The 26,801-nt window shown below is 49.1% G+C and carries 22 protein-coding genes; 18 read left to right on the top strand and 4 right to left on the bottom strand.

Translation table 11 applies throughout. The annotated features are described in order from the left end of the window. The first annotated feature begins 111 nt into the window (after positions 1 to 111). A complete protein-coding gene (locus M3212_RS05300; RefSeq protein ID WP_251192919.1) occupies positions 112 to 1,479 on the top strand; it encodes an MFS transporter in 1,368 nt (455 codons plus the stop codon). Positions 1,480 to 1,566: 87 nt separating this feature from the next. Here the strand turns inward: M3212_RS05300 and nfsA are convergent, their stop codons facing one another. Further along, positions 1,567 to 2,295: an oxygen-insensitive NADPH nitroreductase gene (gene nfsA / locus M3212_RS05295; protein WP_251193132.1), complete on the bottom strand. Its 729-nt coding sequence runs from the start codon at positions 2,293 to 2,295 to the stop codon at positions 1,567 to 1,569. Between the two features lie 214 nt (positions 2,296 to 2,509). On the opposite strand from nfsA, the gene M3212_RS05290 reads away from it, so the two are divergent. From M3212_RS05290 to M3212_RS05265, 6 genes are all read left to right on the top strand, one after another. Continuing rightward, positions 2,510 to 4,213 (top strand): sigma 54-interacting transcriptional regulator, encoded by a 1,704-nt coding sequence (locus tag M3212_RS05290; protein ID WP_251192918.1) that lies wholly within the window; start codon positions 2,510 to 2,512, stop codon positions 4,211 to 4,213. A 210-nt stretch (positions 4,214 to 4,423) separates the two neighbouring features. After that, positions 4,424 to 6,505 carry a hydantoinase/oxoprolinase family protein gene (locus tag M3212_RS05285; RefSeq protein ID WP_251192917.1) on the top strand — a complete coding sequence of 694 codons (2,082 nt, stop codon included), beginning with the start codon at positions 4,424 to 4,426 and terminating at the stop codon, positions 6,503 to 6,505. Then, a complete protein-coding gene (locus tag M3212_RS05280) occupies positions 6,502 to 8,268 on the top strand; it encodes a hydantoinase B/oxoprolinase family protein (protein ID WP_251192916.1) in 1,767 nt (588 codons plus the stop codon). The genes M3212_RS05285 and M3212_RS05280 overlap by 4 nt, the downstream gene beginning before the upstream one ends. 49 nt (positions 8,269 to 8,317) lie before the next feature. Next, complete coding sequence (locus tag M3212_RS05275; protein WP_251192915.1) at positions 8,318 to 9,568, top strand: M20 family metallo-hydrolase; 1,251 nt, start codon at positions 8,318 to 8,320, stop codon at positions 9,566 to 9,568. A 28-nt stretch (positions 9,569 to 9,596) separates the two neighbouring features. After that, positions 9,597 to 11,027 carry a cytosine permease gene (locus tag M3212_RS05270; RefSeq protein ID WP_251192914.1) on the top strand — a complete coding sequence of 477 codons (1,431 nt, stop codon included), beginning with the start codon at positions 9,597 to 9,599 and terminating at the stop codon, positions 11,025 to 11,027. A gap of 1 nt (position 11,028) precedes the next feature. Continuing rightward, positions 11,029 to 11,766 carry an aspartate/glutamate racemase family protein gene (locus M3212_RS05265; RefSeq protein ID WP_251192913.1) on the top strand — a complete coding sequence of 246 codons (738 nt, stop codon included), beginning with the start codon at positions 11,029 to 11,031 and terminating at the stop codon, positions 11,764 to 11,766. A gap of 56 nt (positions 11,767 to 11,822) precedes the next feature. Here the strand turns inward: M3212_RS05265 and M3212_RS05260 are convergent, their stop codons facing one another. After that, positions 11,823 to 12,926 carry a response regulator gene (locus M3212_RS05260; protein ID WP_251192912.1) on the bottom strand — a complete coding sequence of 368 codons (1,104 nt, stop codon included), beginning with the start codon at positions 12,924 to 12,926 and terminating at the stop codon, positions 11,823 to 11,825. A 397-nt stretch (positions 12,927 to 13,323) separates the two neighbouring features. On the opposite strand from M3212_RS05260, the gene minD reads away from it, so the two are divergent. The 3 genes from minD (at position 13,324) to ybaK (ending at position 16,037) form a co-directional block, all read left to right on the top strand. Then, a complete protein-coding gene (gene minD / locus M3212_RS05255) occupies positions 13,324 to 14,139 on the top strand; it encodes a septum site-determining protein MinD (protein WP_251192911.1) in 816 nt (271 codons plus the stop codon). 190 nt (positions 14,140 to 14,329) lie between these two features. Further along, on the top strand, positions 14,330 to 15,559 hold the full coding sequence (locus M3212_RS05250) for a multidrug effflux MFS transporter (protein ID WP_251192910.1): 1,230 nt from the start codon (positions 14,330 to 14,332) through the stop codon (positions 15,557 to 15,559). A 7-nt stretch (positions 15,560 to 15,566) separates the two neighbouring features. Continuing rightward, entirely contained in the window at positions 15,567 to 16,037 is a 471-nt protein-coding gene (gene ybaK, locus M3212_RS05245) for a Cys-tRNA(Pro) deacylase (protein ID WP_251192909.1), read from the top strand. 95 nt (positions 16,038 to 16,132) lie between these two features. On the opposite strand, the gene M3212_RS05240 is transcribed toward ybaK, so the two are convergent. Next, the gene (locus M3212_RS05240; protein WP_251192908.1) at positions 16,133 to 17,014 is read right to left on the bottom strand and encodes an AraC family transcriptional regulator; all 882 of its coding nucleotides are present in this window, start codon (positions 17,012 to 17,014) and stop codon (positions 16,133 to 16,135) included. Positions 17,015 to 17,264: 250 nt separating this feature from the next. Between M3212_RS05240 and M3212_RS05235 the strand changes: the two genes are divergently transcribed. From M3212_RS05235 to M3212_RS05200, 8 genes are all read left to right on the top strand, one after another. Further along, positions 17,265 to 18,269 (top strand): substrate-binding domain-containing protein, encoded by a 1,005-nt coding sequence (locus M3212_RS05235; protein ID WP_251192907.1) that lies wholly within the window; start codon positions 17,265 to 17,267, stop codon positions 18,267 to 18,269. 72 nt (positions 18,270 to 18,341) lie between these two features. Continuing rightward, positions 18,342 to 19,868: a sugar ABC transporter ATP-binding protein gene (locus M3212_RS05230; protein WP_251192906.1), complete on the top strand. Its 1,527-nt coding sequence runs from the start codon at positions 18,342 to 18,344 to the stop codon at positions 19,866 to 19,868. 5 nt (positions 19,869 to 19,873) lie between these two features. Next, complete coding sequence (locus M3212_RS05225; RefSeq protein WP_251192905.1) at positions 19,874 to 20,905, top strand: ABC transporter permease; 1,032 nt, start codon at positions 19,874 to 19,876, stop codon at positions 20,903 to 20,905. A gap of 16 nt (positions 20,906 to 20,921) precedes the next feature. Continuing rightward, positions 20,922 to 21,917 carry a Gfo/Idh/MocA family protein gene (locus tag M3212_RS05220; protein WP_251192904.1) on the top strand — a complete coding sequence of 332 codons (996 nt, stop codon included), beginning with the start codon at positions 20,922 to 20,924 and terminating at the stop codon, positions 21,915 to 21,917. After that, positions 21,914 to 22,963 carry a zinc-dependent alcohol dehydrogenase gene (locus tag M3212_RS05215; protein WP_251192903.1) on the top strand — a complete coding sequence of 350 codons (1,050 nt, stop codon included), beginning with the start codon at positions 21,914 to 21,916 and terminating at the stop codon, positions 22,961 to 22,963. The genes M3212_RS05220 and M3212_RS05215 overlap by 4 nt, the downstream gene beginning before the upstream one ends. Before the next feature lie 24 nt (positions 22,964 to 22,987). Beyond that, complete coding sequence (locus M3212_RS05210) at positions 22,988 to 23,860, top strand: SMP-30/gluconolactonase/LRE family protein (protein ID WP_251192902.1); 873 nt, start codon at positions 22,988 to 22,990, stop codon at positions 23,858 to 23,860. Between the two features lie 94 nt (positions 23,861 to 23,954). Further along, positions 23,955 to 24,365, top strand: a complete 411-nt coding sequence (locus M3212_RS05205; RefSeq protein WP_251192901.1) for a gamma-glutamylcyclotransferase family protein — start codon at positions 23,955 to 23,957, stop codon at positions 24,363 to 24,365. A gap of 111 nt (positions 24,366 to 24,476) precedes the next feature. After that, on the top strand, positions 24,477 to 25,418 hold the full coding sequence (locus M3212_RS05200; RefSeq protein WP_251192900.1) for an acetamidase/formamidase family protein: 942 nt from the start codon (positions 24,477 to 24,479) through the stop codon (positions 25,416 to 25,418). Between the two features lie 125 nt (positions 25,419 to 25,543). On the opposite strand, the gene M3212_RS05195 is transcribed toward M3212_RS05200, so the two are convergent. Beyond that, positions 25,544 to 26,656 carry a metallophosphoesterase gene (locus M3212_RS05195; RefSeq protein ID WP_251192899.1) on the bottom strand — a complete coding sequence of 371 codons (1,113 nt, stop codon included), beginning with the start codon at positions 26,654 to 26,656 and terminating at the stop codon, positions 25,544 to 25,546. Between the last annotated feature and the right edge of the window lie 145 nt (positions 26,657 to 26,801).

Raw genomic sequence — 26,801 nt, 5'->3', positions numbered from 1 at the left:
AAGCCGCTACGCGGTTTTCTTATGTGAATGCGTGGAAGTCTTTGCCAGTTTCATCTTGTCAAGCCGGAACGTCCTTTAGTAAAATTGGAGATAGTAAAATGAGGTGACCTTATGACGCACCAATCGGCTCCGCTGAAAACGAAAGAAACATTGCTTGTGACCGCTGTCGCACTAGGTATTCTGCTTAATCCGCTCAACACAACGATGATCTCCGTTGCCCTGGTCCGCCTGCAGGAAGAGTTTCATCTGACATTTGCCGATGTGACGTGGCTGATTTCGACGTATTATTTAGTAAGTGCGATTGGCCAGCCGCTGCTTGGCAAATGGAGTGATTTATACGGCTGCAAAAAAGTATTTATGATCGGCTTGCTGCTTGTGACATTGGCTTCGGCTCTGGCTCCGTTGTCACCGAGCTTCGGCTGGCTGATCGGCTTTCGCATTATCCAGGCGTTTGGCAGCTCGGCCCTGTTTCCGGCTGGCATGGGAATTATTCGGAACCGGATTACAGCACATCAGGCGAAAGCGCTCGTCATCATTTCGGTCTTTTCCAGCACCTCGGCGGCTTTCGGTCCTTCTCTCGGTGGACTTTTGCTGCATTACGGGGATTGGCCCCTTATTTTTTTATGCAATTTCCCCTTTATTATCGCCTCCTTCTTGCTCGCCTGGTGCTTGTTCCCGAGCGACCCGAAGCCGTCCGTCGGCGCGGCACGGATGGACTGGGGCGGGGTAGCGCTGTTTTCTGCGGCGATCTTCGTATGGCTGCTGTTTTTCCTTGAGCTTGCCGAAGGATTCAGCCTCTGGCTGCTTGCGCTCAGCGCGGGCTTATCGCTAATCCTCTACCGCTATGAACTAGGGAGGAGCGAGCCGTTTATCAATGTCGGATTTTTGAAAAAAAATAGGAATGTAACGCTGATTTATGCCCAGTATATTTTGACCAATATGGCGTTTTATTCGATCATGTTCGGCGTCCCGTCTTACTTGCAGCAGGCGCAGGGAATGGATCCGCAAAAGACGGGGCTTGTCATGCTGTCGATTGCCGGCTTCAGCGTACTGGTCACGCCGCTTGTCGGCCGTTGGATCGAACGGAGCGGCTCGCGGCCGTCGCTGATCGTCGGTACGGCTTCCGTCGTAGCAGGAAGCATGCTGCTGCTCATTATTCGTGATCACACGAGCGTCGCCGTTATTTTTCTTGTGCTTTGTGTGCTTGGTATCGCCAACGGTTTCAACAACCTCGGGATGCAGACAGCGTTGTATGATTTTGTCTCGAAGAAGGAAACCGGTATCGCTTCCGGGCTGTTCATGACCTCGCGCTTTATTGGCACGATTTTATCTTCCAGTCTGCTGGCGGCGCTTTTCGGACAAACGATCACGACCGGGAATATGCACAGCATGGCGTGGGTTTGCGCTGGACTGGGGCTGGTGATGTTCATCTTGACGATGCGCCTGCCGCGGGCGGATAAAATGAAACTAGATTCATAGCAAAGCCTTCGCGCTAAACAGAAACTCCCGTTGCTATCACGCAATCGGGAGTTTCTGTTTTACCGTAATCATTCGCTGGTCATCTTCTTATTTTAGCCCATAGCCTTGTTTTACGATAAATTCTTTTAATTTAATCCCGCGCTGTCTGCTCATATAATCTGAGATTTGCTTCGTCCAGCCGGTTGTCTTTCTGCCATTCGTCCGTTTCGTGTAATAGGCGGCTGATTGTTTTTCATATTCCTCCAATCCTGCGGGAATACGCTCAGTCCGGTAGGTTTCTTCGTGAATGACGACGTTGGCCGGCAGCCGCGGTTTCTGCTCGGGGATTTCGGCAGGATAGCCGAGACACATACCAAATAAAGGGAAGGTGTAAGGAGGCAGCTTTAACAGCGCAGCCACCTCATCAAAGTTATTGCGGATTTCGCCAATCATCACCCCGCCGAGGCCGTGTGATCTGGCGGCGATCAAAATATTTTCCCCGACCAGGGCGGTGTCGACAGCGCCGACAACTAGATCGTTCGTCTCTTCAATATTCAACGGCAGATCATTCATCACCCCAGCTTGATAGAGACGGTAGTAGTCAACGCAAAGAACGAGAAAAACGGGACAGGTCGCTACATATTTTTGCCCGGCGCATACGGTGGACAACGCTTGCTTTTTTTCCGGGTCCTTCACGGTGATGATGCTGTATGCCTGGACATTGTGGCTTGATGGCGCCCATTGGCCGGAGCGGAGAATATCATCGAGGACCGCTTCCGGTATGCTTTCATCTGTGTATCTTCTGATCGAGCGATGGCTTTGTAATAACTGGGTCACTTCATTCAACCGCCTTCTCCTCCTCTTGATTTTCTATCGCTTATTATAGAAGGAAGCCATCAGAACGTTGGTTGATTCTGTCAGGTTTTCTTCCATACTAATTTGAGGAAAAACGGCGGACGTGTTGTGAAAGCACGGATCTGTTTGCTATGATTAAACCACTTTTGAAAGGTTTCTCACTAGAAAAGGTGCACTATGTATGGAGGGGATAATCGTGAATCTCGATGAACTGGTAAAACAGCTTCCGGTTGGCCTTGTCATAACCGGTGATCACGGCGCTATTATCTATCATAATGACCTGGCGTTCAATATGATAGCCGGTCAGCATGAAACCCTGATCGGATGCCCAATCTGTCAAGTGATCCCGGAAAGCAACATTATCAAGACGATCAAGAAGGCGCAGCCTTCGCTTTCCCTTGCAAACTCGAATAAAAAGAATCTGAAAATACTGTATGAATATCCCATTGAATCGGACGGGCAAAAAGCGGGCGTGACACTGCTGTTTCACAGCAGCTTTGTTGAGCATATGGCTTATTTCGTTGACAAAATCAACGAAATGAAGCAGGAACTGCAATTGATTATGAGTTTAGTTGGTGAATTAGTGACGATTACCGACCAAAAAGGAACCATTTTAAAGGTCAACGAAGCATGTGAGCGGATGATGGGCGTTGCTAAAAAGGATTTCATCGGCAAACCAATGGAATTTCTCGAAAAAGAAAAGATCGTCAGTCATTCTTCGACGAAACAAGTGATCAAAGAAGGAAGAAAGATCACGATGACCCAGACGACGAAATCCGGAAGAAGGCTTCTCGTAACCGGCCATCCGATTTTTAATGAAGAGGGCAAGCTGACAAAGGTGATCAATATTTCCAAAGATATTACCGAGACCGACCTGATTTCAAAGGAACTACAGGAAACGAAAAAATTGATTGATTATTATGAAAGTGAGCTTACTAAAAAAGAGAGAAATGGACAAAAGCCACTTATTAAGTCACAGCAGCTAAAGGCTGTTTATGATTTGGCGGAGCGGATTCAGGATCTGGATTCAACTGTCCTGCTGCTCGGTGAAGCAGGCGTCGGAAAAAGGACGCTGGCGACGTACATTCATTCGACCTCAAAGGTAAGAAAAAGCCATCCGTTTGTCGAAATCAATTGCGGGACGATTCCGGAAGCACTGATCGAAGCTGAATTATTTGGTCAGGTGGAAACGACCGGGGAAGGAAAGCAGGTTATCAGACAAGGCTGCATAAGAGAGGCGGATCAAGGAACGCTTTTCCTGAACGATATTGACGAATTGTCTCTTCCTGTGCAGGTGAAGCTACTGAAAGTATTGGAGGAGAAAAAGGTGACTCCAATAGGCGGCACCGCCGCTGTTGACGTCGATGTCCGGATCATCGCGGCAACCGAGCAGGATTTGGAGGAAAGGGTCCGGGCGCACCGGTTTCGGCGAGAGCTGTATTATTTAATAAACACCGTACCGATCATCATTCCGCCATTACGCGAGCGTAAAGAAGAGCTGCCATTTTTTATTCAGTCGTTTCTCGAGCATTACAACCGGAAATATCATTATGCGAAAAAGTTAGATAAAGAGGTGATCCGCGCCTTTTTGAAAAATGATTGGGCAGGAAACATTCGTGAATTGCAAAATGTGATTGAAACAGTCGTCGTCACCTCGGCTGATGATGAGATCACATTTGATCAGCTTCCTGACAAGATCAAAAACGCAACCTTTACGAATGAAGAATTGTCCGGGCACACCTTAAAAACGGCGGTCGAGGAATTTGAGAAACATGTAATTGAGAAGACATTAAAAAGATCGAGGACGCTTAAGGAAGCAAGTATCGTATTAGGCATTGATGCCTCAACACTTACGAGAAAAGTGCAGAAATTCAAGCTCAAAATTGCAGAATCGCAATGATAAATTGCGATTCTGCAATTTTTTTGTGAGTAGGGGAAGGAATAGCGATAAGGGCAGATTTTAATAAGGGTATCTTGCAAACTTGCAATCTCCACAAATTTGGAAAAAGATTAGTGGCAAAAGATCTGACATAGTCTGAAGATTCTTGAAACTTATTCAGTACAATCATCCTCAAGAAAAGAAGATTTTTAAAACAAGGAGTGTAGGCAGATGAAATTAGTCGGCGTCGATGTCGGAGGAACATTCACAGATATTATGTACACAGATACTATCGCGAACCTGACGTGGATCAACAAGGTTCCTACTACATTGGAAGATCCCTCGATCGGGGTCGTCCGGGGAATTATTGAATTATGCGAGCGTGAGGGAATTGACAGAAACGAAATCGACCATGTGTTTCATGGTACGACAATTGCGACCAACGCCATTTTAGAAAATGATGGCGCGGTTACCGGAATGGTGACGACAAAGGGGTTTCGCGATATTACGCATATCGGCCGCCATCAGCGACCGCAAAATTATTCGATTATGCAGGAAATTCCGTGGCAGGACCGTCCGCTTGTCGCACGGAGACATCGGAAGGTTGTCAGTGAGCGCCTCGTCTCACCGATGGGAGAGATTATGACGCCGCTGAATGAAGAAGAAGTCCGGGCTGCTGTCCAGGAGCTAAAGGAGGAAGGGGTGGAATCGATTGTTGTTTGCTTCTTATTCTCCTATATTAATCCGGTACATGAAGAGCGGGTGAAAGAAATCATCAAAGAAGAGTATCCGGAGGCATTTGTGACGACCTCGGCCGATGTCTCGCCGCAGTTTCGCGAGTTTGAACGCTTTACGACAGCGTCGATTAACGGCTTTGTCGGGCCGAAGGTAAAGAGATATATCGACAACCTGAAAACAGGATTGAAAAGCGCGGACCTGACGGCAGACCTCCATATTATGTGTTCGAATGGCGGGGTCGGAACCGCGGAAACCGTTGCTGCCAAGCCAGTTAATACATTGCTTTCAGGACCGGCCGCCGGAGTGCTTGGCGGAAGCTGGTCCGGCGAACTGTCACAGAAGCAAAAGCTGATTACGTTTGATGTTGGCGGTACAAGTGCTGATATCGGCATCATAACCGAGCAGGGCATTGATGAATCCTCGGCAAGAGATACGTGGATTGCCGGCTACCCGGTGATGGTGCCGATGATCGACATTCATACAATCGGCGCGGGCGGCGGCAGCATCGCCTATGTTGATCAGGGAGGTGCCTTTAAAGTCGGACCGCGCAGCGCCGGATCCAGACCAGGCCCGGCCAGCTACGGGCATGGCGGCACGAAGCCGACAGTAACCGACGCCAATGTGGTCCTTGGCCGCCTCGATGAAAGCAATTTTCTCGGCGGCTCGATGAAGATTTACGCCCAGGAAGGCTTTCGCGTAATGGAAGAGCTCGCTGTACAGCTGAACCTGTCCGTCAATGAAACAGCTGAAGGAATTTTGACGATCGTCAACAACAACATGGCCAATGCGATCCGCGAAAAGACGATTCAAAAAGGCCACGATCCGCGTGAATTTACGCTCGTCGCCTTTGGCGGGGCGGGACCGCTCCATGCGGTTGAGGTCGCACGCATTCTCAATATCCCGGAGGTGATTATTCCACCGCATCCGGGGATCACCTCGGCGACAGGGCTGCTGACGACTGATTTGAAATATGATTTGATCAAAACAGAATTCATGCGCAGTCCGGAACTGGATATAGCAAAGCTGAACGCAGATCTTGACTTATTAATGAAGCAAATTATCGGGCAATTAAAAGCAGACGGCTTAAGCGCCAACGAGATCGAGCTTACTTTTACTGCCGATTGCCGCTATGTCGGTCAAGGCTATGAATTACGCGTCGCCCTGCCGCAAGGTGAACGAACAGCGGCGAACATTGGAGAAACATGGACTGCTTTTCATCAGCTTCACCAGGCGGAGTATGGTCACTTTTTCGAGGAAAGTCCGATTGAAATCGTCAACGTCCGCGTAACTGGCAGAGGAGCGATGCCGAAGATCCAGCCACCGAGCGTATCGAGCGATTATACGGTCGAAGAGGCGTTAATAAAAAAGGGAAAAACGGTTTTTCGCACGGATGGCGGGTTGAGAGAAGTAGAAACGGGCTTCTATCAGCGGGAAAAGCTGCCGGCAGGCGCTGAAATTGCCGGTCCGGCGATTATTTTTCAAAAGGATACGACAACGATTATGCCGCCCGACTGCAAAGCGTTCGTCGAGGAAAATGGAAACATTACGATTACGTTAGGAGGATATGCAGAATGAGCGTAACAGAAAGCAAGGCAGCGATTGATCCGATCACCTCACAGGTCATCCAGGGAGCGTTGGAAAACATCGCAATTGAGATGGGCCACAAGCTGGCGCGGATGTCCTATTCCAGCATTATTCGTGAATCTGAGGACTTTGGCTGCGCCCTCGTCGATATGAATATGCAGCAGCTTTGTGAATCAACGCAAAGTACACCATTGCAGTCCGGTCCGATCCCCGGTTATGTGCGTGGGATTAAAAAAATCTTCGCGGAAAGGGGACAGGAATTTGCCCCGGGCGATATCATCATGCACAATTCCACCTATCACGGCGCCTCGCACGGGCCGGATATCGGGATTTGCATTCCGGTCTTTTATGAAGGTGAGCTGATCGGTTTTTCGGTGACGACGGCGCACCATCTCGATATTGGAGCATTAACACCGGGCAGTTGCGGGATTGTCGATGCCGTCGATGCTTATGCGGAAGGCTTGCAGTTCAAGGCGATCAAAGTCTATGAAAAAGGTCAAAAAAATGAGCAGGTCTGGAGCATTCTAAAGGATAATATCCGCGCTTCGCCGATGGTGGTCGGTGACATTGAGGCTCAAATTGCCGCTGCCCGGATTGGCGCCGAACGGTACATTGACATCATTAAGAAATATGGAATTGAGACGGTGCTTGCCGCAAGTGAGGATTTAATGAAGTATTCGGAAACGATGCTGCGCAATGCGATTGAAAATCTACCGGATGGCACTTATCAGGCAGAGGGCTTTTTAGACGGGTACCTCGACAGCGATGATCCGGCTGAGAAAAACTTAAAAATCGCCGTGGCGCTTACAGTGGAAGGAAGCAGCATCAAAATCGATTTAACGGGAACCTCTCCGCAAATTAACAAGCCGATCAATATGCCGTTTGAGGGAACGGTTGACTGCGCGATTTATTTAACGCTGCGATCGATCCTCTTAGACTCGGAAACGTACGGGCATATTCCGCAAAATGCCGGGCTGATTCGACCGATAGAGATCTTCGCTCCGAAAGGAACATTATGCAACCCAATTTTTCCGGCGCCGACGATTGCCCGTTTTTGCCCGGGAAACATCGTCGCCGACACGCTGATGAAGGCACTTGGTGAAGTCGTTCCGCATCAGGTCAGCGCCGGAGTCGGAAATTTACAGGTTATTTCCTACAGCGGATTAAATGAAGAAAATTATTGGGTGTTCATGGACATCATGGAAGGCAGTTACGGCGGAAGAAACGGACAAAAAGGAATGGATGCCGTCGACACCTTGTATGCCAACACCCGTAATAACCCGATTGAGGACATTGAATCGCACTATCCACTGCTCGTCAACCGCTATGAGCTGCGGGAGGAAGCATGCGCTGCCGGCAAAGACCGCGGCGGAATCGGTTCGGTAAAAGAGGTTACCTTTTTAGAGGACGGCAGCTTGTCGATTGAAGCCGACGGTCATCAATTTGCACCGTGGGGATTTCTCGGAGGGGCTGATGGCTATGTGGGCGGAGTGATTTTACATCCAAACACAGAGCGAGAACGTCATTTGCCTTCAAAAATTCCGAACACGCGCATGAGGCAGGGAGATACCATTCAGCTGATCGGGCCAAGCGGCGGAGGATATGGCGATCCATATGAGCGTCTGCCGGAGCAGGTGCTAGAGGATGTCATCGACGAATACATCACAGTCGAAATGGCGGAAAAGCAATATGGTGTCGTAATCGAGAACGGCCAAATCAATGAAGCGAAAACGAGAGCAATCCGTGGAGCTTAAGCTTCCTTACTGATAAGACAACAACGACAGAAACAGGAAAGGGCGTAGGATGAAACAATTATTTCGGGTTAATAGTCAACGCATGATGAAACGGTTAGAGCAATTGGCGGAGATAGGCAGAACAGCCGAAGGGGGGGTGACGCGCGAGGCGTTAACAATCGAAGACCGACAGGCCCAAATGCAGGTGGCGAAATGGATGGAAGAAGCGGGGTTAATCGTTTATCACGATCATTTTGGCAACTTAATCGGTCGGAAAAATGGGAACAATCGGCAGGCACCGGCGGTGATGATCGGCTCGCATATTGATACTGTTCCGAATGGAGGGATGTTTGATGGCACCGTCGGGGTGATCGCCGGCATTGAAATCGCACAAATTTTAAAGGAAGCGGCGGTCACTCATGATCATCCGCTCGAGGTCGTTGCTTTTCTTGACGAGGAAGGAACCCGATTTTCCGGGGGCTTGTTTGGCAGCCGTGGGATGGTCGGAAAAGTCGGACCGGAGGAATTATGGAAAACGGATGAAGCGGGAGTAAGCCGCCTTGAAGCGATGCGCTCCTTCAACCTGGAGCCTGAAAAATGCCGGCAAAGTGTGCGTGGACAGGGCGAGGTGAAAGTTTATCTTGAAATGCATATTGAGCAAGGGCCTTATTTACAGGCGGTAAACGAGCCGGTCGGAATTGTGACAGGAATTGCCGGTCCTGCCTGGTTTACGGTGAAATTACGCGGAGAAGCCGGGCATGCCGGTACGGTTCCGATGTCATTGCGGATTGATCCCGTCGCCGGCGCGGCCGAGCTGATTGCCAGAATTGAGCAGATTTGTTCGCAGGAGGCGGAGGCGGCGACCGTCGCGACTGTCGGAAAGATTAGGGCATTTCCCGGTGGAGCGAATGTTATTGCCGAAGAAGTCCAGTTCAGCCTTGATGTTCGCGATACCGATTTGCAGAGAAGAACGGCGCGAATTGAGGAATTGAAAGTAGCGGCGCAGGCCATTGCAGAAAAGCGCGGTTTACAGCACGAGTTCATTTGCCATCTTATTCAGCCGCCGGTTGAATGCGCCGGGCATGTGCGGGCCAGAATGCAGGCAGCGGCGAAGTCACTCGGGTTCGCGCCGCCGCTGATGATAAGTGGTGCCGGCCATGATGCAATGATGATGAAAGAAATCACAGATATTGGGATGATTTTTGTTCGCTGCCAGGATGGAATCAGTCACAACCCGAAGGAGTGGGCGGAGATTGAGGACATCTCCAAGGGAGCCTCGATCCTGCTGGAAACGACATTGCACTATCTCGCTTACCAATAAAATAAGCAGTATGGAGGGAGTTTATACGATGAGTCAGAAAAGAGAAGTAAGTTTACAGGGAAAAGATATTATGCCTACTTTAGACAAGGAAAGAAATATTTCGACTTTCGGCTTCTTCTTCTTATGGGTAGGGATTGCCGTACAGCTTGCGACTTTTACTACGGCAGCCCAGCTTTATCCCTCCTTATCTCCAGGTCAGATCGTAACCGCGGCGCTGTTGGGAAATTTAGTGGTTGCCGCGCTGCTGGTACTGCTCGGTGACTTCGGGATTAAATACGGGATTCCGTACGCCGTATATATTCGGGCGTGCTTCGGTTATTTGGGGACGCATATTCCCGCTACCGTCCGGGCGATTCCGGCGATATTCTGGTTTGGCTTTCAAACATGGATGGGGGCCTTCGCCTTAAATGAAATTACAATCATCCTTTTTGATTATTCCAATTTGACCTTGTTGATTATCTTATTTGGGGCAATCCAGATTATTAATACAGCAATGGGCATCGATGCGATTAAGAAGTTTGAAATTTTGGCGGCTCCAAGCATTTTAATTATCGGGATCTATTTGCAGTATTTAATTATGACGCAATTTGATATCACGTTCAGCTCGCTTTTCGCTCTTGAAGGAGATGGAGGTCTTTCCCTTGGATACGGCATCGTTGTGTTCATGGGAATGTACATCACGATGGCGCTTAACGCATCTGATTTCACCAGGTTTTTAAAAGTGAAGAGTGCGGATAAGAAAGGCTCGTGGTTTAAAGCGAATAAAGGAAGTGGCGTGAGTCAGGTGTTAGGCTTATTAAGCTCAATGATTCTCTTCACGATTATCGGTATGACAAGCGGCGTGGCGACAGGCAACTGGAATCCGATTGAGACGATGACGGCCGTCCTCGGCGAAGGCAGCCCGCTTGTGCTTGTGCTTTGCCTCGCGTTTGTTATTCTGGCCCAATGGTCGACGAACATCAGCGCGAACCTGCTGCCGCCGGGCTACATTATTGTCAATTATTTTCCGAAAAAGATTACATTCGCCACCGGGGCGATCATTGCCGGCACGATCGGCTTAGTGATGCAGCCATGGGCATTCGCCGATGCCCTGCCGCAAATTTTGATCATCATCTCCGCTCTCTTATCACCGATTGCCGGAATTATGTTTTGCGACTATTACTTCCTCCGCAAACGCCAGCTGAATATCGAGGAGCTCTATCAATCCGGAGGACAGTATGAATATTGGAATAATGTAAATCCGGCCGCGCTGATTGCCTATGTCCCGGCAGGTCTCTCTGTTTTCTTCTTTCCTGACTATGGATTCTTTACTGCCTTCCTTATTTCAAACGCCCTCTATTACCCGCTGATGAAATTCTGGATTGCAAAGAAGTACTATCAGCCGGAAATTTTCGGGAAAATCGAAGTTCAGCATTCGCTGGCACAGCAGCAGCCTGTTGAAGAGAAGGAGGCGATTTAACATGAAAATAAAAGTCATCAATCCGAATACGACGTGGGAAATGACAAAGGGGATCGCCGGTGCCGCAGAAAGTGTCAAGCGTCCGGATACGGAAATTATCGCCGTCAGTCCGGAAATTGGCCCGGCCTCGATTGAATCCTTTTATGATGAATATTTGAGTATTCCCGGCGTGCTTGAAGAGGTAAAAAAAGGCGAGGAGGAAGGCGTCGATGCTTATGTAATTGCCTGCTACGGAGATCCTGGTCTGCAGGCGGCGCGGGAGGTGACGGAAGCACCTGTGATCGGCATCGCGGAAGCTTCCATGTATATGGCATCGATGCTTGCTGCCCGCTTTTCAATTGTGACGGTGCTGCCAAGAATTAAGACGATGCTTGAGGAGCTGGTTGACAGCTATGGCATGAGCCGGCGTGTACTGAACATCCGGACGACGCCGATGTGCGTTCTTGATTTTGAGCGCGATCCGGAGAGAGGAATGGAACTCTTGCGGCAGGAGGGGCGTAAAGCTGTCGAAGAGGAGAATGCCGAGGCAATTCTGCTCGGGTGCGCGGGGATGGCCGAGTTTGCCAATGAGTTAGAAGAGGAATTACAGGTGCCGGTCATTGACGGTGTTGTTGCCGCAGTGAAGTTCGCCGAAGCGATCGTCGACCTTGGAAAAACGACGAGCAAGCTAAAAACCTACAAAGCACCTGAAACAAAACAATTTACCGGTATGCTCGCCCCGTTTGGAAGCAAGTCGTAACCGTTGACGCAGAGGCTTGTCCCGAAAAGGTTGAATGGTTGCCTTTTCGGGTAAGTCTAACTCTTTTTCCTCATAAGCTCCTTATATAGTGTCTTCGAGCTTGAAGATGGTTCCAGGCCAAATTCCTCCAATGTCGCTTCAAGACGTGAATAAAGCTTCAGTGCTTCTATCTTCTTATCCAATTGCAAGTAAAGATTCATTAATTGGTAATATGTCTCCTCGACCGTTGGGTTGACTTCAATCATTTTTTGAAAGTAGAGAACGGCCTGCTCAAGGCTACCGCTTTTCATGAATTGAGACGCTCTCGTTAAGAGGCAGGTATGGACGCTCTGTTGAAGTTCCTCACGTTTATGAAAGCTCCAATGGTAGTCTTCTCTTTCCAGGTATGCTCCTTTGTACAAAGAAAGAATCGTCTCATAGTTTGTTTCTGAATTAACTGGAGGTTCCTGCTGAAGCTCAGCCAGAGCCCATTCAATCGTCTGAATGTCAGATTGATAGGTGGTCAGCGTAAATTGATACTGACTTCCGGTTCTTTTAATAACATGATCATAGCCCATTTCGCGAAATGCTTTACGCAGCAGCGAAATACAAGTGTGGAAATTTACTTTTGCTTTCTCGTCGGGTAACTCTGGCCAAAGGTCATCAAAGATTTTCAGCCTGTCCACCGGGGTGTGCTGGTGAAGCAAATAAGCGAAAAGCTCCTTCACTTTATACGTTTTCCAGGCAATCGGCTCTCCTTTATAATACGCCTCAAAAGCTCCGAAACAAGAAATAGCCAGATCTGAATCACATGTCTTGTCAGACTTGATCAGCCGGTTCATTGTTTTCAGCAGCCGCTCCTTGCTAATCGGCTTTACTAAATAATCGACAACTGTATCGAGCTCAAAGGCGCCAACGGCATATTGGCTGAAAGCGGTGACAAACACAATCTTTATTTTCTCGTGGTGTTCACTGATTTCCTTGGCAAATTCAAATCCATTCACACCCGGCATTTCAATATCGAGAAAAATGACATCAATTTTCGACAGGTCATCGATAGTGAAGACTTGTAACGGGTCCTGGAAGCGCGCCAATATATGTACTTGAGCAATTTCGTTTAAATAATGTTCGACTAATTTTATCGCGTGTATTTCATCGTCGATAATGATGACATTAAGCAATGCGCTTGCCTCCTCTCCTTCTCTCTGTTAGTAGCTATCGTATCAAATTAAGCTCAAAAACAAAATCTATCCATCCCAATTTCCTACCACCCCAGCGACATAATACTTCATTATACCTATAAAAATCAAACTTTCTGACAAGAAACAACAAATTTCAGTTTTTTTTAAGTGGTGCTGTAGTATGATGAGCCTACTTGGCGCAAATTGAATGAATGAGTCATTTTCCGAGAAGGGAAGGGCGAATATTGGCATTTTTTATTTGTCTGATTTTAATTCTAGTAACAGCAAAAATAGCGTTTTTCTATAAAAGAAAACGGAAAATCTATCGAAAAAAACAGCGAATCAAGCAACGGTTGATTGATTCGCTCAGAACGAATGAATGAAAGGGGAACTGTCTATGACAAAAGTAATTGCGATCACCTCAGGTAAAGGAGGCGTCGGTAAAACGACGGTAAGGGCGAACGTCGGGGCGGCTCTGGCTCTAATGGGGAAAAAGGTATGTGTCGTAGATGCTGATTTCGGTTTGTGTAATTTGGACATTCCTCTTGGGTTGACGAATCGCATTATTTTTGATTTGTTTGATTATTTCAACCACGCCTCTCTTCCAATGAAGAGTGTGCTAGTGAAGGATAAATATGTACCAAATCTTTATTTGCTTCCCGGGCATAAAAACGGCTCATTTACAGAATGTGATCCTGTTTTATTTCATCAGGCGATTTCCGACCTTCGTGAAAGCGGACAATTTGATTATGTGTTGATCGATTCACCTGCGGGGATTGAAAAAGGATTCGAGACGGTCATCCAGTCTTCAGATGAAGCGATTATCGTCACGACACCAGACTTAATCGCATTACGTGATGCTGACAGAGTAATCGGTATTCTGGAAGAAACTCTGCGCTCATCTTCTTCCCTGGTCATTAATTGGTACAATGAAAAAGAAGGCGGAAAAGGTGGAAGACTCAGTATCGAGGAAGTGTTGCAAACGTTGGCGATTCCGTTACTTGGTGCGATTTTGGAGGATGAAGCGATCATTACTTCCGTTCAACGTGGCAAGGTGATTACGCTGCAACCGGAGCTGGAAAACGGGATGAGATTCCGCCATATAGGTAGAAATATAGTAAAACAGGAAACAAAAGCGTACCAGTCGATTAAGAGCGTGAACAAGAGAGCCCACTTCATGCCGCTTTCTTTCGTGAGAGGCATTGCCCATTAAAAAAGCAACCGCACTCCGGCAAACATACGCACGAGGGTTGTACATTTGAACGAAGCTGAAAGAGCCGCCAGCCGGCTTTTTTTTGATGATGTCATTTTTGAGTAACGCCACTGTGATTCCGATTTCTTCTCTTGACCTCTCATTGGAAACTGTTTACAATCAAAGGGTCTTAAGGAGAGGAGATAGAAAGATGGAAAAGGAATCTGCTGGGAGCCGAATGAGCAGGGGAATCTTTATTGTGATGCTAGGGGCGTTGTCAGCGTTTGGTCCCTTAACGATCGATATGTATTTGCCTGCTTTTCCGGCAATGGCTGAACATCTCCAAACGCCGGCCTCAACGATTCAGCTCAGCTTAACGGCATGTTTGCTTGGCTTGGCGCTTGGCCAGATGATTGTCGGACCGCTTAGCGACATTCATGGGCGCCGGAAACCATTGATTATTGCTTTGGCCGTGTATGCTTTTGCGTCTATTCTATGTGCGTTCGCGCCGTCTATCTGGATGCTCGTGCTGCTGCGTTTTGTTCAAGGGGCTGCCGGTGCTGCGGGAATGGTCATTTCACGTGCCTGTGTCCGCGATCGCTATTCTGGTTCTGAAATGACGAAAATATTTTCGCTGCTCGTGCTTATTATGGGAGTGGCGCCGATCTTTGCACCGATTTTAGGCGGATTTTTGCTGCAATATGTTTCGTGGCGCGGAATATTCGTTACCCTTAGTGTGTTGGGGGTCGTGATGTTTTTTCTCATCACTTGGCGCTTGCCCGAAACGTTGGCTGAAGAAAGTCGTTCTACAGGTGGGTTCAATGAAGCGGTGACAATTTTCAAACGATTGTTGAAGGATCGGCTTTTTATGAGTTATGCTTTGATTGTCGGTCTCGCCTCGGGAGGGATGTTTTCCTATATTGCGGGATCTCCTTTTGTTCTTCAGGAGATGTTCCAGGTGTCACCGCAAATGTACAGCATCATTTTCGGGGTGAATGCGCTCGGCTTGATTATCGCCTCACAACTAACAGGCCGCTTCGCCGGCCGGATCCCGGAGATCCGCTTTCTTTTTCTCGGCTTATTGCTGCTCGTTAGCGGCGGTCTGATCCTCTCGGTTGTGATTTTGCTGGAGGCCGGCTTAGTCCCGCTTTTACTGGCGCTGTTTCTCACGGTTTCCAGCATCGGCTTCATTAATCCGAGCGGGGTCTCCCTGGCGATGAAGAGTCAGGGAAGCCATGCCGGAAGTGCTTCTGCCTTACTTGGTCTTGTCCAGTTCAGCATTGGCGGGGCGATGGCTCCATTAGTAGGAATCGGAGGGTCTAGTGCATTGCCAATGGGCTTGATTATTTTGCTGTCCAGCGCGGCGGCATTGTTTTTGTATCTGTTTGGTTTGCGAAAAACAGTCGCGGCCAGTGCGCTTCAGACGAAAAAAGTGATGTGAGGGAACGATGAAAAAAACAAATGCGATGAGGCTGTTGGACAAAGAACGGGTTGATTATCAAATGATCAGCTATGAAACGAATGATGGGAAAGTTGACGGTGTCTCGGTTGCCGGCAAAATTGGCAAGGACGTAGAAACGGTTTACAAAACACTCGTCGCCCAGGGAGCGAAAAACGCTTATTATGTATTTCTGATCCCGGTGGCGGAGGAACTTGATTTGAAGAAGGCCGCTAAAGCCTGTCAGGAGAAAAAAGTGGAAATGCTTGCGGTCAAGGATTTACTGAGCGTTACCGGCTATGTGCGGGGAGGCTGTTCGCCGATTGCAATGAAAAAGCACTTCCCGACCTTTATTGACAGCAGCGCCCGGCGGCAGCCATCGTTGATCGTCAGTGCCGGGAAAATTGGACTCCAGCTTGAACTGCAAACAGGCGATTTGCAGCAGCTGACCGGCGCGGCTTTTATGGAGCTGACGAAGTGAACGTTGACCCCAGCGTCTTGGTCGTTACCAATTTGTATGTTGAAAGAAGCAGAACTACCTATTTGACTTCGGACTTGTCGCGGAAAGGTGAAAGATCAACCTTCCGCGGCAAGTCCTTTTATGTGTGTATTGTTTCGTTTGAACTGTGTCGGTGTTTCCTTTGTCATCTCCTTGAACATCATCGTAAAATAATTCGGGTTCTCGTAGCCGACGAGTCTGGCAATCTCGTAAACACGCAAATCCGTCGTCAGGAGCAGACGCTTTGCTTCACCGACCCGGCAGCGAAGTAAATAATGCATCGGGGAATAGCCAATATCTTTCTTGAAAATATGGCAGACATAACTCGGACTAATAAAAAAATGATCGGCGATCTGTTGCAGCGTTATCGATTTCATATAATTTTCTTCAATATACGTCTTTATCCGTAGACTTAGCGATGGCGCGCGGCTGGGATGGGCCGCTTCTTTTTGAGCGGCTGTGATCCGTTGGATGAAGAGTAAAATGATCAGCATCAAATGGTGGCAAATAGAGGCGAAGCCCGGCTGCTTGTCCTGATTTTCCTGAAACAACCTCTTCATACATGCCTCGATATAAGGCGAGCATTCGTTTTTTTTCAATACAGGCTCAACCGTTGCCGGGATGATATCCCCTTCTGCCAAACCGGAAATCGCCAGGTTCCCAATGCCGAGAAAGTAAAGCTTGACCGGAGCGTCCGGATTGGAAAACTCCTCATGGATCACCCCTTTGTTATAAATAAGAAGATCTCCTTTTTTCCCGCTGTAGGTCTGATTGTTTATCTTAAATGTTCCTTCCCCGTCGGCAATATAAATCACTTCACTCAGGTCATCATGCTTATGACTCGGAAAATACCAGTGCGGCTGATTATCCAACAGGCCGACATAGCATAGACTGGGCGTTTTTTTAGACAGCAGATCCTCTTCAGCTGACCGCTGGGCGTCGAACGAAAGCTGAACCATGTTGATTCTCCCTTCCTACTTGTTGTCCTGCTTCTATTCTATGAGACTTCACACAGAAAATTAGTAAAAAAGCTGAGAAGATCACCAATGTGTGCATGATATTGTACGACTATCAAGGCGGTTACCCGTATATAATACAATAACTTTCTTCGAATGGAAGAAAGAGACTGGCAGGGAGGCGTGATAGGAAAGAAGAGTCGGAACGGTCCAAGGGGTCAAAGAGAGTACGAGAGACAAAGGAGGAAGAAAAATGAGAAAAGCGCAGTTATATCTTATGTTGATCATCGTTCTTTGCTGTGTGATGGCAGCTTGCTCACAGGATACAGGCACAGAGGCTGAAGGTGGAACGGAGAATGGCGAGGCTACGAATGAAAGCGATAACATCGTGATCGGGACATCTGTTCCTTCATTGGAGTTCACCTTTTTTGTCGCCGCGCAAAAGTCATGGGAAGCGACAGCTAAAGAACTAGGAGTCGAGGCGTTATTTTTTAATGCGGAGGATAATCAATCAAAGCAAAATCAGGATATTGAAGACATGGTGACGAGAGGGGTCGATGCCCTCGTCATTATTCCGATCACGACGGAAGGGGTAATTCCGGCTATCCGCCATGCGAATGAGCAGGGCATTCCTGTCTTTACAGTCGACCGCTCGGTTGAGGGAGACAGCGTCGATATTGTCGCTCACATCGGCACGAATCATGTCGAAATGGGGGAAAGCGCAGCGCAGAAGTTTCTTGAAGGGCTCGAAGAAAAGCATCCGGACGCCGAAACGTGGAAGGTTGCTGAGCTTGAAGGAACACCGGGGTCCTCGGCGGCAATCGAACGGGGAAGAGGGATTCATAATGTGCTTGAAGCGGATGAGCGGGTTGAAATCGTCACAAGCCTCACCGGAGAATTTTCCTCGACGGTGGCACTTGGGGTCGCGGAGGATATTTTAACAGCGAATTCGGAGCTGCATGGCTTCATCTCTCATAACGACATGATGATCGAGGGCGCGCTTCAGGCGGCAAATGCGGCAGGACGGGCGGAAGACCTGGTCCTGTTCGGAATGGATGGCCAGGTTTCGACGGTGGAGAAGATTATTACCGGAGAAATTTACGGAACGTCGCTACAGCTGCCGAGCATGCTTGGTGACGGAATGAAAGCAGCGCTCGCCCATTTAAACGGGGAAGAAGTCGAGGAGAATGTTTGGGTGCCGACAGAGCTTATTTATCAGGAAAATGCAGAGGAAATGCTTGAAACGAAAGCATGGTAACGGGTGGCGGCGAGTAACACCGATGGTGGCTCGCCGCTTAACACAAATAGAATCGCAAGGGGGGGAAGGAAGATGACGGCTTCCGCTGAGATCCCGATTTTGACTGCGAAAAACATAGGCAAGCAGTTCGGCGGCATTCCGGTGTTACGCGATATCTCGATCACATTCCGCAAAGGCGAGGTCCATACGCTGCTCGGTGCGAATGGAGCCGGGAAAAGCACCTTAATCAAAATTATCGACGGCATTCATACTGATTATGATGGAGAGCTTTATCTTCATGGCGAGCAGGTGAAGCCGGCCAATACCGAAGAGGCAAGAAAGCTCGGGATTGGCATGGTTCATCAGGAGCTGAGTCTCGTTCCGGAGCTGAGTGTGGCGGAAAATATTTATCTCGGACGTCTGCCGCGCAATAAAGCGGGTTTCGTCAATCGAAAGAAGCTGATTCGTGACAGCAGACAGATTCTGGCGGAGCTTGAAATGGCGGTGTCTCCGCATCAGCTTGTCGGCCAGCTCAGTATTGCCGACCAGCAAATGATTGAAATCGCGAAAGTGCTGAGCCAGAATGCTGAGATCATTTTGCTTGATGAGCCGACCTCGGCTCTCAGTGAAAGTGAAGTCCAGCGGCTGTTTGCGACGATTCGCAGGCTGAAACGCCAGGAGAAGGCGATCATTTTTATTACGCATAAATTCGAGGAGATCTTTGCGATTTCTGACCGGCTGACTGTGTTGCGTGACGGTGAATTGATTGAAACGATGAGTGTAAATGGAAAGAAGGACGAATTGGAAAAGTATTTCATTTCCTTGATGACCGGGACCGATCAGGATGAGCTGACCGAGCTTTACCCGCCAAAGACGGAGACGTTTGGCGAGGTGCTGCTTGAGGTCGAGAACTTCAGCTCGGCCGGCCGCTTTGCCGATGTTTCATTGCAAATCAGAAAGGGCGAAATCGTCGGCTTGGCCGGATTGAAGGGCGCAGGCAGGACAGAGTTGGCGCGGGCGATTTTTGGCGCTGACCCAAAGGATAGCGGCCGACTTTTGCTTGGAGGCAGGGAAATTGAAGTCAAAAGTCCGGCCCAGGCGATCAGGCACGGAATCGGGCTGATAACAGAGGATCGTAAAAAGGAAGGCTTTGTTGGCACGCTCGGCGTCAAGGAAAATATTAACCTGACGACGGTGAAGGATACGGTCAGAAGAGGGCTGATCAGTGACAAGCTTGAGCGTCTAAAGGCGCGGACATATATTGAGATGCTCAATGTGAAAACCCCGGCAGAGGATGCGCTCATTCTTCATTTGAGCGGTGGCAATCAGCAAAAGGTCGTGCTGGCAAAGTGGCTGGCGGCAAAGGGACGCGTGCTGATCTTCGATGAGCCGACGAGGGGCGTCGACGTTAATGCCAAGTCGGAAATCTACCGGATCATGAAGGCGATGGCTCACCAAGGAGCGGCGATTTTGTTTATTTCTTCAGAATTTCCGGAGCTGATCGGTCTGTCCAATCGCTGTCTTGTCATGCACGAAGGACGAATTGTTAAGGAGCTTAGGGAAGGCGAGGTTACGAAAGAGAAAATCATGAACAGTATTTTTGAAAATCAAGAGGAGTGATTCCGATGACGCAACAAAATAGTCCACTCGAGCCGCAAACAGGGGCTGTGCTCGATGAAGAAAGTGGAAAAGCCCAATGGAAAGCTAGGCTGAGGAATGTCAACTACGCCGTCGTCGGGCCGATCGTCGGCTTGATTTTAGCGATTATCGTCTTTTCGATTTTATCGCCGCACTTTTTAACATACGGCAATATTATCAATATTTTGCGCCAGGTCTCGATCATCGGCGTCATGGCGGTCGGCGTGACCTTCGTTATCATTTCGGCCGAGATCGATTTAAGTATCGCCCATATTATGACGTTATGCGGCCTGCTGGCCGGGGCGCTGGCAACGGGAGGCTATGACATCGGCTTTCAGCTCCCGGTCTGGCTCGCCTTTATCGTGACGATTCTCGCCGGCGCGGGGATTGGCGCGATCGCCGGGTTTTTCAACGCGAAGCTGATGGTTCCGTCTTTTATGGCGACATTGGCAATGATGTATATTGCCGAAGGGGCTTATTTGTTCTTATCAGGGGCGCAGCCATTATACGGCATTCCCGACAGCCTCCAATGGTTTGGCTCCGGCACGCTGTTCGGCATTCCGGTGATCATCCTCGTCTTCGCGTTTGTCTTTATTATCAGCCACATCGTCTTAAGCAAAACCGTTTTTGGTCGCAATTTATACGCGATTGGTGGCAACAAGGAAGCAGCGAAAATGTCCGGCATTCACGTGGCGAAGCATAAGATCATTGTGCTGATGATCAGCGGCGGCTGTGCGGCTCTCGCCGGGATCATGATGCTCGGCCGGGTCGGCAGCGCGCAGGTCACTGCCGGGGTCGGACTGATGCTGCCGCCGATTGCTGCTGTTATTCTCGGAGGAACGGCGCTGTTTGGCGGGTCGGGTAGTATGTGGCGGACCTTGGTCGGCGTGTTTCTGATGGGCGTACTCGTCAATGGGCTGAATTTACTTGGAATCGGCTCGGACGGACAAAATCTGGCGATCGGACTCGTGCTGCTCATTGCGGTTGCGGCGAATGTGATGAGTTCGATTAGACGGTAAAAAAATGGAGGCATGGATGACAATGAAAATTGGTTTTATCGGGGCAGGAGCGATTTCTGAAGTGCATTATCAGGCGTTGCAGCAAATCGAGGCTGCTGAGGTGAGCGGATTTTACGAGCCGAACGGGCAACTGGCGGCAAAGCGCGCGCACGAATGGGGCGCAATCGCCTATCCGACTTTGGCTGAATTGCTTGAGCAAGAGGAGATCGAGCTGATTTATGTGCTTTCACCGGTCGAGCTCCATGTCGAACATGCGACAAGGGCGCTCGAGGCTGGAAAGCATGTTCTTGTCGAAAAACCGGTTGCGATGAATGTAGCCGAGATCGAAAAGCTGGAGCAAGCGGCAAAGAAAGCCGGTAAGGTGTGCTTTCCTGCTCATAATTATATTTACCATCCGGAAATCATTCGTTTCCGCCGGCATATTGAAGAAGGGGTCTTCGGTCAAATTTGCAGTGTCTGGATGACGTTCAATCTCTTTCATAGCGAGGAGCTGGCGTCTCATTACCCGGGGGTCAACCGCCAGATCATGACCCATCATCTTTATACGACGCTCTATCTCCTCGGGCTGCCGAAAACGATCGGCTGTCATACGACGAAGTTGCATTATGAAAAGCTGGATCAGGAGGATCAGTCGATTATCGTCCTTGGGATGGAAAACGGGGCGCAGGTCGTGCTTTTTTCCAGCTTTGCCTGCGATGACAAAACGACAAACCCATGGACGTATATGGTGAAAATTCTCGGCTCAAACGGCGGAGCGGTCCATAATTGGCAGGATGTCATCTATGAGCGGTCGATTGGAACATTGAATAAAGCGTACCCGCGCTACGAGGATTTATTCTATTTTGAGGCGAAGTATGTTATAGAGGAATGTATTGCTGCCGGAAAGCCGCCGCTTTCTACGTTGGCGGATGCGAAAGCGGTGCAGGAGCTGGTTGAGCTTGCCGAGCAGCATCAAGGAACATCATTTGTTTCGTATCGGGCTGATCAAAAGGAGCGTGACGGCAGCAGATGAAGACGATGAAGGCAATGCAGCTGACTGGGGCGCGATCACTACGCTATTTGGAAGTCGAACGGCCAACTTGCAAAGAGAATGACGTCGTTGTCAAAGTGCATTGTGTCGGTGTCTGCGCGACGGACTTGGAGATTTACCAGGGCGAAATGATCTATTTTCTCAATGGCGAGGCGTGCTATCCGATTATTCCAGGACATGAGTGGTCGGGTGAAGTGGTTGCTATCGGCCGCAACGTCACGCAGGTCAAGGTTGGCGACCGTGTCGTCGGGGAAACGACGATTTCCTGCGGGAGGTGCCGCAAATGCCTTGCAGGCAGCTACAATCTCTGCCCGAACCGGGTAGAGAACGGTGTGCTCAAAAAAGATGGAGCCTGCGCGGAATACATGATTTATCCGGCTCATGCCCTTCATGTGTTCGATCCGTCAATTTCCTATGAGCAGGCTTGCCTGCTTGAACCGGCGGCTGTTTCCTTGCGCGGAATCAAGCGGCTGGAGGTAACGCCGGAGGACAGCGTGGCGATTATTGGAGCGGGACCGGTCGGCCTGTTGGCTGTTCAAGCGGCAAAAGCCTATGGGGCAAAAAAGGTAGTCCTGATCGATATGAGAGAGACGCGGCTCCGGCAAGGGCTTGAGCTTGGCTCTGATGAAATCATTGATCTCTCCCGCGAGAATCTGATTGAACGGGCAGCCGCTCTTACCAATGGTGAAATGTTTACACGGATTATCGAAGCGAGCGGGAGTCCGGCGGCGATCGAAAGCATGACGCAAATCGCCGCGGCCGGCAGCCGCATCGTCCTGCTTGGCTTATGTGGAGGGAAGCAGGCGAAAATTGATCTCGATACAATTGTCACCAGTGATCTCGACATTTGTGGTTCCTTGGGAAGCCCAGGAGTTTGGGAGAGTGTCGTCGAATTACTTGAAACGAACAAGCTGGACACAGCGAGTCTCGTGACGCACCGCTTTTCGCTTCATGAACTAGAGCAGGCTTTTTCATTAATGGAGCGCAAGGACCCGTCGATTATTAAAATTGTCATCCAAATTTGCTAAAAAAGAATTAAAGGAGGAAGTGAAATGAAGGCGACGTTACGAATCGATGCCAAATTACAGCTTGGAGAGGGCCCGTGCTGGGACATCAAATCACAGCGCTTTTACTGGGTCGATATACTGGGGAAGACGGTTCACAGCTTTCAGCCGGAGACGGAGACCACGGAGGTGATTGAGGTTGGGGATCTTGTCGGAGCGGTCGTCGTCAGGGAGCAGGGCGGCCTGCTCGTCGCCACTCAAACTGGTTTTTACGCGCTTGACGAAGCGACTGGTGAAGCTGAGCTGATCAGCGATCCGGAACCGGAATTGATTGACAACCGTTTTAATGATGGAAAATGTGATCCGGCGGGCCGTTTTTGGGCAGGGACGATGGACGTTGAGGAGCAGAAGCCGAGCGGTTCCCTCTATGTTCTTCATCCGGACCGGACAGTCGAGCAAAAGCTGGGCGATATTACGATTTCAAACGGGCTGGCCTGGTCGGGCGATCATCAAACGATGTATTACATCGATTCACCGACGAAGCAGGTCGTTGCCTTTGATTATGAGCTGGCAACAGGGGAAATTACAAACAAACGTGTTGTCGTCACGATCCCGGAAGGCGAGGGAATTCCAGACGGGATGACAATTGATCAGGATGACATGCTTTGGGTGGCGCAATGGGGCGGCTACAAAGTGTCCCGCTGGAACCCGCGAACAGGGGAGAAAATTGGTGAAGTCGCTGTTCCGGCGAAGCAGGTGACATCCTGCTGCTTTGGCGGCGAACAGCTTGACGAATTGTTTATTACGACGGCGAGAAGAGGGCTTAGTGCAGAAGAATTACAGCGCTACCCGCATTCGGGCGGAGTCTTCCATCTTAAACCGGGAGTGAAAGGGGCGCCGTCTTATTTATTTAAGGGATAGAGACAAAAGAGGAGAGGCAGTTTGCGAGCTGTCTGTCCTTTTCTCCACGTGGACCTATTCCTTGTAGTAGAAACGAATGAGGTGGAATGGAGCAATGACGACTGATTTACTTTTTGTTTATGGAACATTACGGGCCGGCGGAGAAAATGATCATTATTTGGAGCGGGCAGTCTGTATCGAACGGAGCTGCTGGACAGCCGGAGAACTGCATGATACAGGTGCGGGTTACCCGGTATTGAAGCAGCATCCGAAGAAACGTGTAGTCGGCGAACTGTATGCTGTTGATGCGGCGATGTTGGCGAACATAGACGAGCTTGAGGATTATGTCGTAAACGGTGACAATAATTTATACGAGCGGATTCGCCAGACGGTTTTTGGAAAACGCCAGCATGAGGCATATGTCTATATCGCAGGAAAGCCGTTGCTCAATCTTGAGGCTGAAATAAGCAGTGGTGATTGGTTCACTTTTTCCAATCCGGACAGCGGTAAGGAAGAAGGAGCATAAGCGGGCGGATATCGGTGAAGCGGGTGACATACGAAGAAAGAAAAGTATAGTTTCTTTTGAATATTCGCTTTATTTGCTATAGTGAATGTAATCAAGTAAAGGAGGTTTCATATGGTAAAAACGCACTTCTTTCCGAACGATGTTGTTCATTTTACGTGGGACAAGCGGCATCAGCCTGCTTTAACGATTGATAGTGGGGATACGGTTATATTTGAAACACGGGAAGTAACTGATAATCAGTTTTCGCTTGAATCGACGACTGACGCGATTGCCGGTCTTGACTGGAACCGTGTATACCCGCTTGCCGGCCCTGTCTACATCAAAGATGCGGAGCCTGGTGATACGCTGGCGATTGACATTCTTGATTTAAAGCCAAAGGGCTGGGGCTGGACAGCTGTTTTACCGGGCCTTGGATTGTTGCCGGACGATTTTCCAGATGCTTATTTACGTACATTTGATTTATCGGATGGAGCATACATTCATTTCAGAGATGATATTAAAGTGCCGATAGAGCCGTTTCTCGGGACGATGGGCGTCTGTCCGAAAGACGCAGACGGAAGTCCGATTATGCCGCCCGGAACGTTTGGCGGCAATATGGACACGAGGCAGCTGACAATCGGGACCACTCTGTATTTGCCGATTCAGGAAAAAGGCGCGCTTTTCAGCTGCGGAGACGGGCACGCGGCGCAGGGGGATGGTGAGGTTTGTGTATCGGCATTAGAATGCCCGATGTATTCAAGCCTGAAATTCACTCTGTTAAAAGGGAAGTCGATTCCTTCGCCACAATTTCAGACGAATGGCCCGCTCACCCCTAAAGTAAATGACAGAGGCTTTTACGGAACAACAGGGGTTGGCCCTGACCTAATGACAGCCGCTCAGGACGCGATCCGTTCAATGGTCGAATATCTGGCCGAAACATATAAGCTTTCGAAAGTGGACGCCTACCTTTTATCAAGTCTTTGCGTCGACCTGAAAATTTCGGAAATTGTCGATGCAGGTCAATACGTCGTCAGTGCGCTCTTGCCGTTGGCTATTTTTACCGAGCGTTCTTGAGATAACAACAGCTGCCCCAAGGTCGGGGCAGCTGTTGTTGGTGTTAACGGGAGACGATGCTACCCGTTTTTAGTCAGGAGAAACCGATAAAGCGACGGATTCATCACTTGGGTAGGCTTTATTCTCTATGATGACTCAAACGTCAGATCAATTTGAACAATTTCCGAACGGCTACCGATTCTGAGGGGCGGCCCCCAAAAGCCGAAGCCGGATGAAACAATCGTATGGAGCGTTTTTCTCCGGTGGTAGCCCCAGTCAATCTCAAAAAGTCTTTTTGTAAACAGATGATTGGGGGCAAGCTGACCACGATGGGTGTGACCGGAAAGCAGTAAGTCGACACCTGCTTTTTCGGCTTTTTCCAATTCATATGGCTGATGGTCGAGCATCAGCACAGGTTTTGACTGGTCAAGTGATTGCGTCAGCTCCGCAACAGAAGCTCGCGTGTGATCAGTTCGATCTTTGCGGCCAAGCAGGTAAAAGCTACCGTCAACCTCCACTGTTTCATCGAGCAGGACGGTAACGCCGCATTCTGCCATTTCCTCGATAAACTCCGGAATCTTTTTACCGTAATATTCATGGTTGCCTAATACGGCATAGACGCCGAGTGGGGCATTGAGTCGACTCAATTCCTCGCCCATTTTTTTCTTTTTGAAAACATCAGGATCGTCATCAACGATGTCGCCCGGTAAGAGAATAAGATCTGGGTTAATCTGATGAATCAACGAGACGAGCCGGCGGGCGTGAGCTTTTCCTGATAATGTTCCAAAATGCATATCAGAGGCGACCGCGATCCGAAGGCTTTTGTGATTCTCAGCTTTTTTGGCGATGTGGAGCTGATAGGGGCGGATCACTGGACTATATGCCTGAAAGGAGCCATAGGCGATCATTGCGATCACGGCGGTAATAACAATCAACCCAAGCGAAAAAAGCAGCATCTGTTGATCAAGTGGAAACAAGGAAAGAATCGCATAAGCGAGATTTGCCAGAGGGATAAGCAAAAGCGCATATTGAAAAATACCAAGCCAGTACGCGCCAATTATTCTAAAAATAGAAAGCGAGCTTACGCGGCTGATAAAATACGAGAATGCGGCGAGGGTGATGGCCGCTGTATAGATCAGACCATTTTCCAGCTGAAAGACGGATTGCAGCCAAACCCAGCCGTTCCAACCGATATAGATGACCAAGCCACTATAGACAAGCAAAAACAATGATAGCGATATAAGCGCTCTTCGTTTCATTCAATCTCCGTCTCCATTCCTGTTCTATATCTTTCTATTCGACATCGTATCATGAAAAATGGTGAATTTCTATTTCTATCACCTGAACAGTGTTTTATTAGATAGCTAGACAGAACTTGGAATAAAGAAGAAAATCGAAAGGAAG

This window comes from Halalkalibacter oceani, from assembly GCF_023715705.1.
Lineage (GTDB): Bacteria > Bacillota > Bacilli > Bacillales > Bacillaceae_D > Halalkalibacter > Halalkalibacter oceani_A.
This window is presented reverse-complemented; position numbering and strand designations above follow the sequence as displayed.

Excerpts from the sequence above, each read along its gene's own strand:
- M3212_RS05300 (WP_251192919.1), top strand. The coding sequence starts at position 112 with ATGACGCACCAATCGGCTCCGCTGAAAACGAAAGAAACATTGCTTGTG.
- M3212_RS05285 (WP_251192917.1), top strand. The coding sequence starts at position 4,424 with ATGAAATTAGTCGGCGTCGATGTCGGAGGAACATTCACAGATATTATG.
- M3212_RS05280 (WP_251192916.1), top strand. The coding sequence starts at position 6,502 with ATGAGCGTAACAGAAAGCAAGGCAGCGATTGATCCGATCACCTCACAG.
- M3212_RS05275 (WP_251192915.1), top strand. The coding sequence starts at position 8,318 with ATGAAACAATTATTTCGGGTTAATAGTCAACGCATGATGAAACGGTTA.
- M3212_RS05270 (WP_251192914.1), top strand. The coding sequence starts at position 9,597 with ATGAGTCAGAAAAGAGAAGTAAGTTTACAGGGAAAAGATATTATGCCT.
- M3212_RS05265 (WP_251192913.1), top strand. The coding sequence starts at position 11,029 with ATGAAAATAAAAGTCATCAATCCGAATACGACGTGGGAAATGACAAAG.
- minD (WP_251192911.1), top strand. The coding sequence starts at position 13,324 with ATGACAAAAGTAATTGCGATCACCTCAGGTAAAGGAGGCGTCGGTAAA.
- M3212_RS05250 (WP_251192910.1), top strand. The coding sequence starts at position 14,330 with ATGGAAAAGGAATCTGCTGGGAGCCGAATGAGCAGGGGAATCTTTATT.
- ybaK (WP_251192909.1), top strand. The coding sequence starts at position 15,567 with ATGAAAAAAACAAATGCGATGAGGCTGTTGGACAAAGAACGGGTTGAT.
- M3212_RS05240 (WP_251192908.1), bottom strand. The coding sequence starts at position 17,014 with ATGGTTCAGCTTTCGTTCGACGCCCAGCGGTCAGCTGAAGAGGATCTG.
- M3212_RS05235 (WP_251192907.1), top strand. The coding sequence starts at position 17,265 with ATGAGAAAAGCGCAGTTATATCTTATGTTGATCATCGTTCTTTGCTGT.
- M3212_RS05230 (WP_251192906.1), top strand. The coding sequence starts at position 18,342 with ATGACGGCTTCCGCTGAGATCCCGATTTTGACTGCGAAAAACATAGGC.
- M3212_RS05225 (WP_251192905.1), top strand. The coding sequence starts at position 19,874 with ATGACGCAACAAAATAGTCCACTCGAGCCGCAAACAGGGGCTGTGCTC.
- M3212_RS05220 (WP_251192904.1), top strand. The coding sequence starts at position 20,922 with ATGACAATGAAAATTGGTTTTATCGGGGCAGGAGCGATTTCTGAAGTG.
- M3212_RS05215 (WP_251192903.1), top strand. The coding sequence starts at position 21,914 with ATGAAGACGATGAAGGCAATGCAGCTGACTGGGGCGCGATCACTACGC.
- M3212_RS05210 (WP_251192902.1), top strand. The coding sequence starts at position 22,988 with ATGAAGGCGACGTTACGAATCGATGCCAAATTACAGCTTGGAGAGGGC.
- M3212_RS05205 (WP_251192901.1), top strand. The coding sequence starts at position 23,955 with ATGACGACTGATTTACTTTTTGTTTATGGAACATTACGGGCCGGCGGA.
- M3212_RS05200 (WP_251192900.1), top strand. The coding sequence starts at position 24,477 with ATGGTAAAAACGCACTTCTTTCCGAACGATGTTGTTCATTTTACGTGG.
- M3212_RS05195 (WP_251192899.1), bottom strand. The coding sequence starts at position 26,656 with ATGAAACGAAGAGCGCTTATATCGCTATCATTGTTTTTGCTTGTCTAT.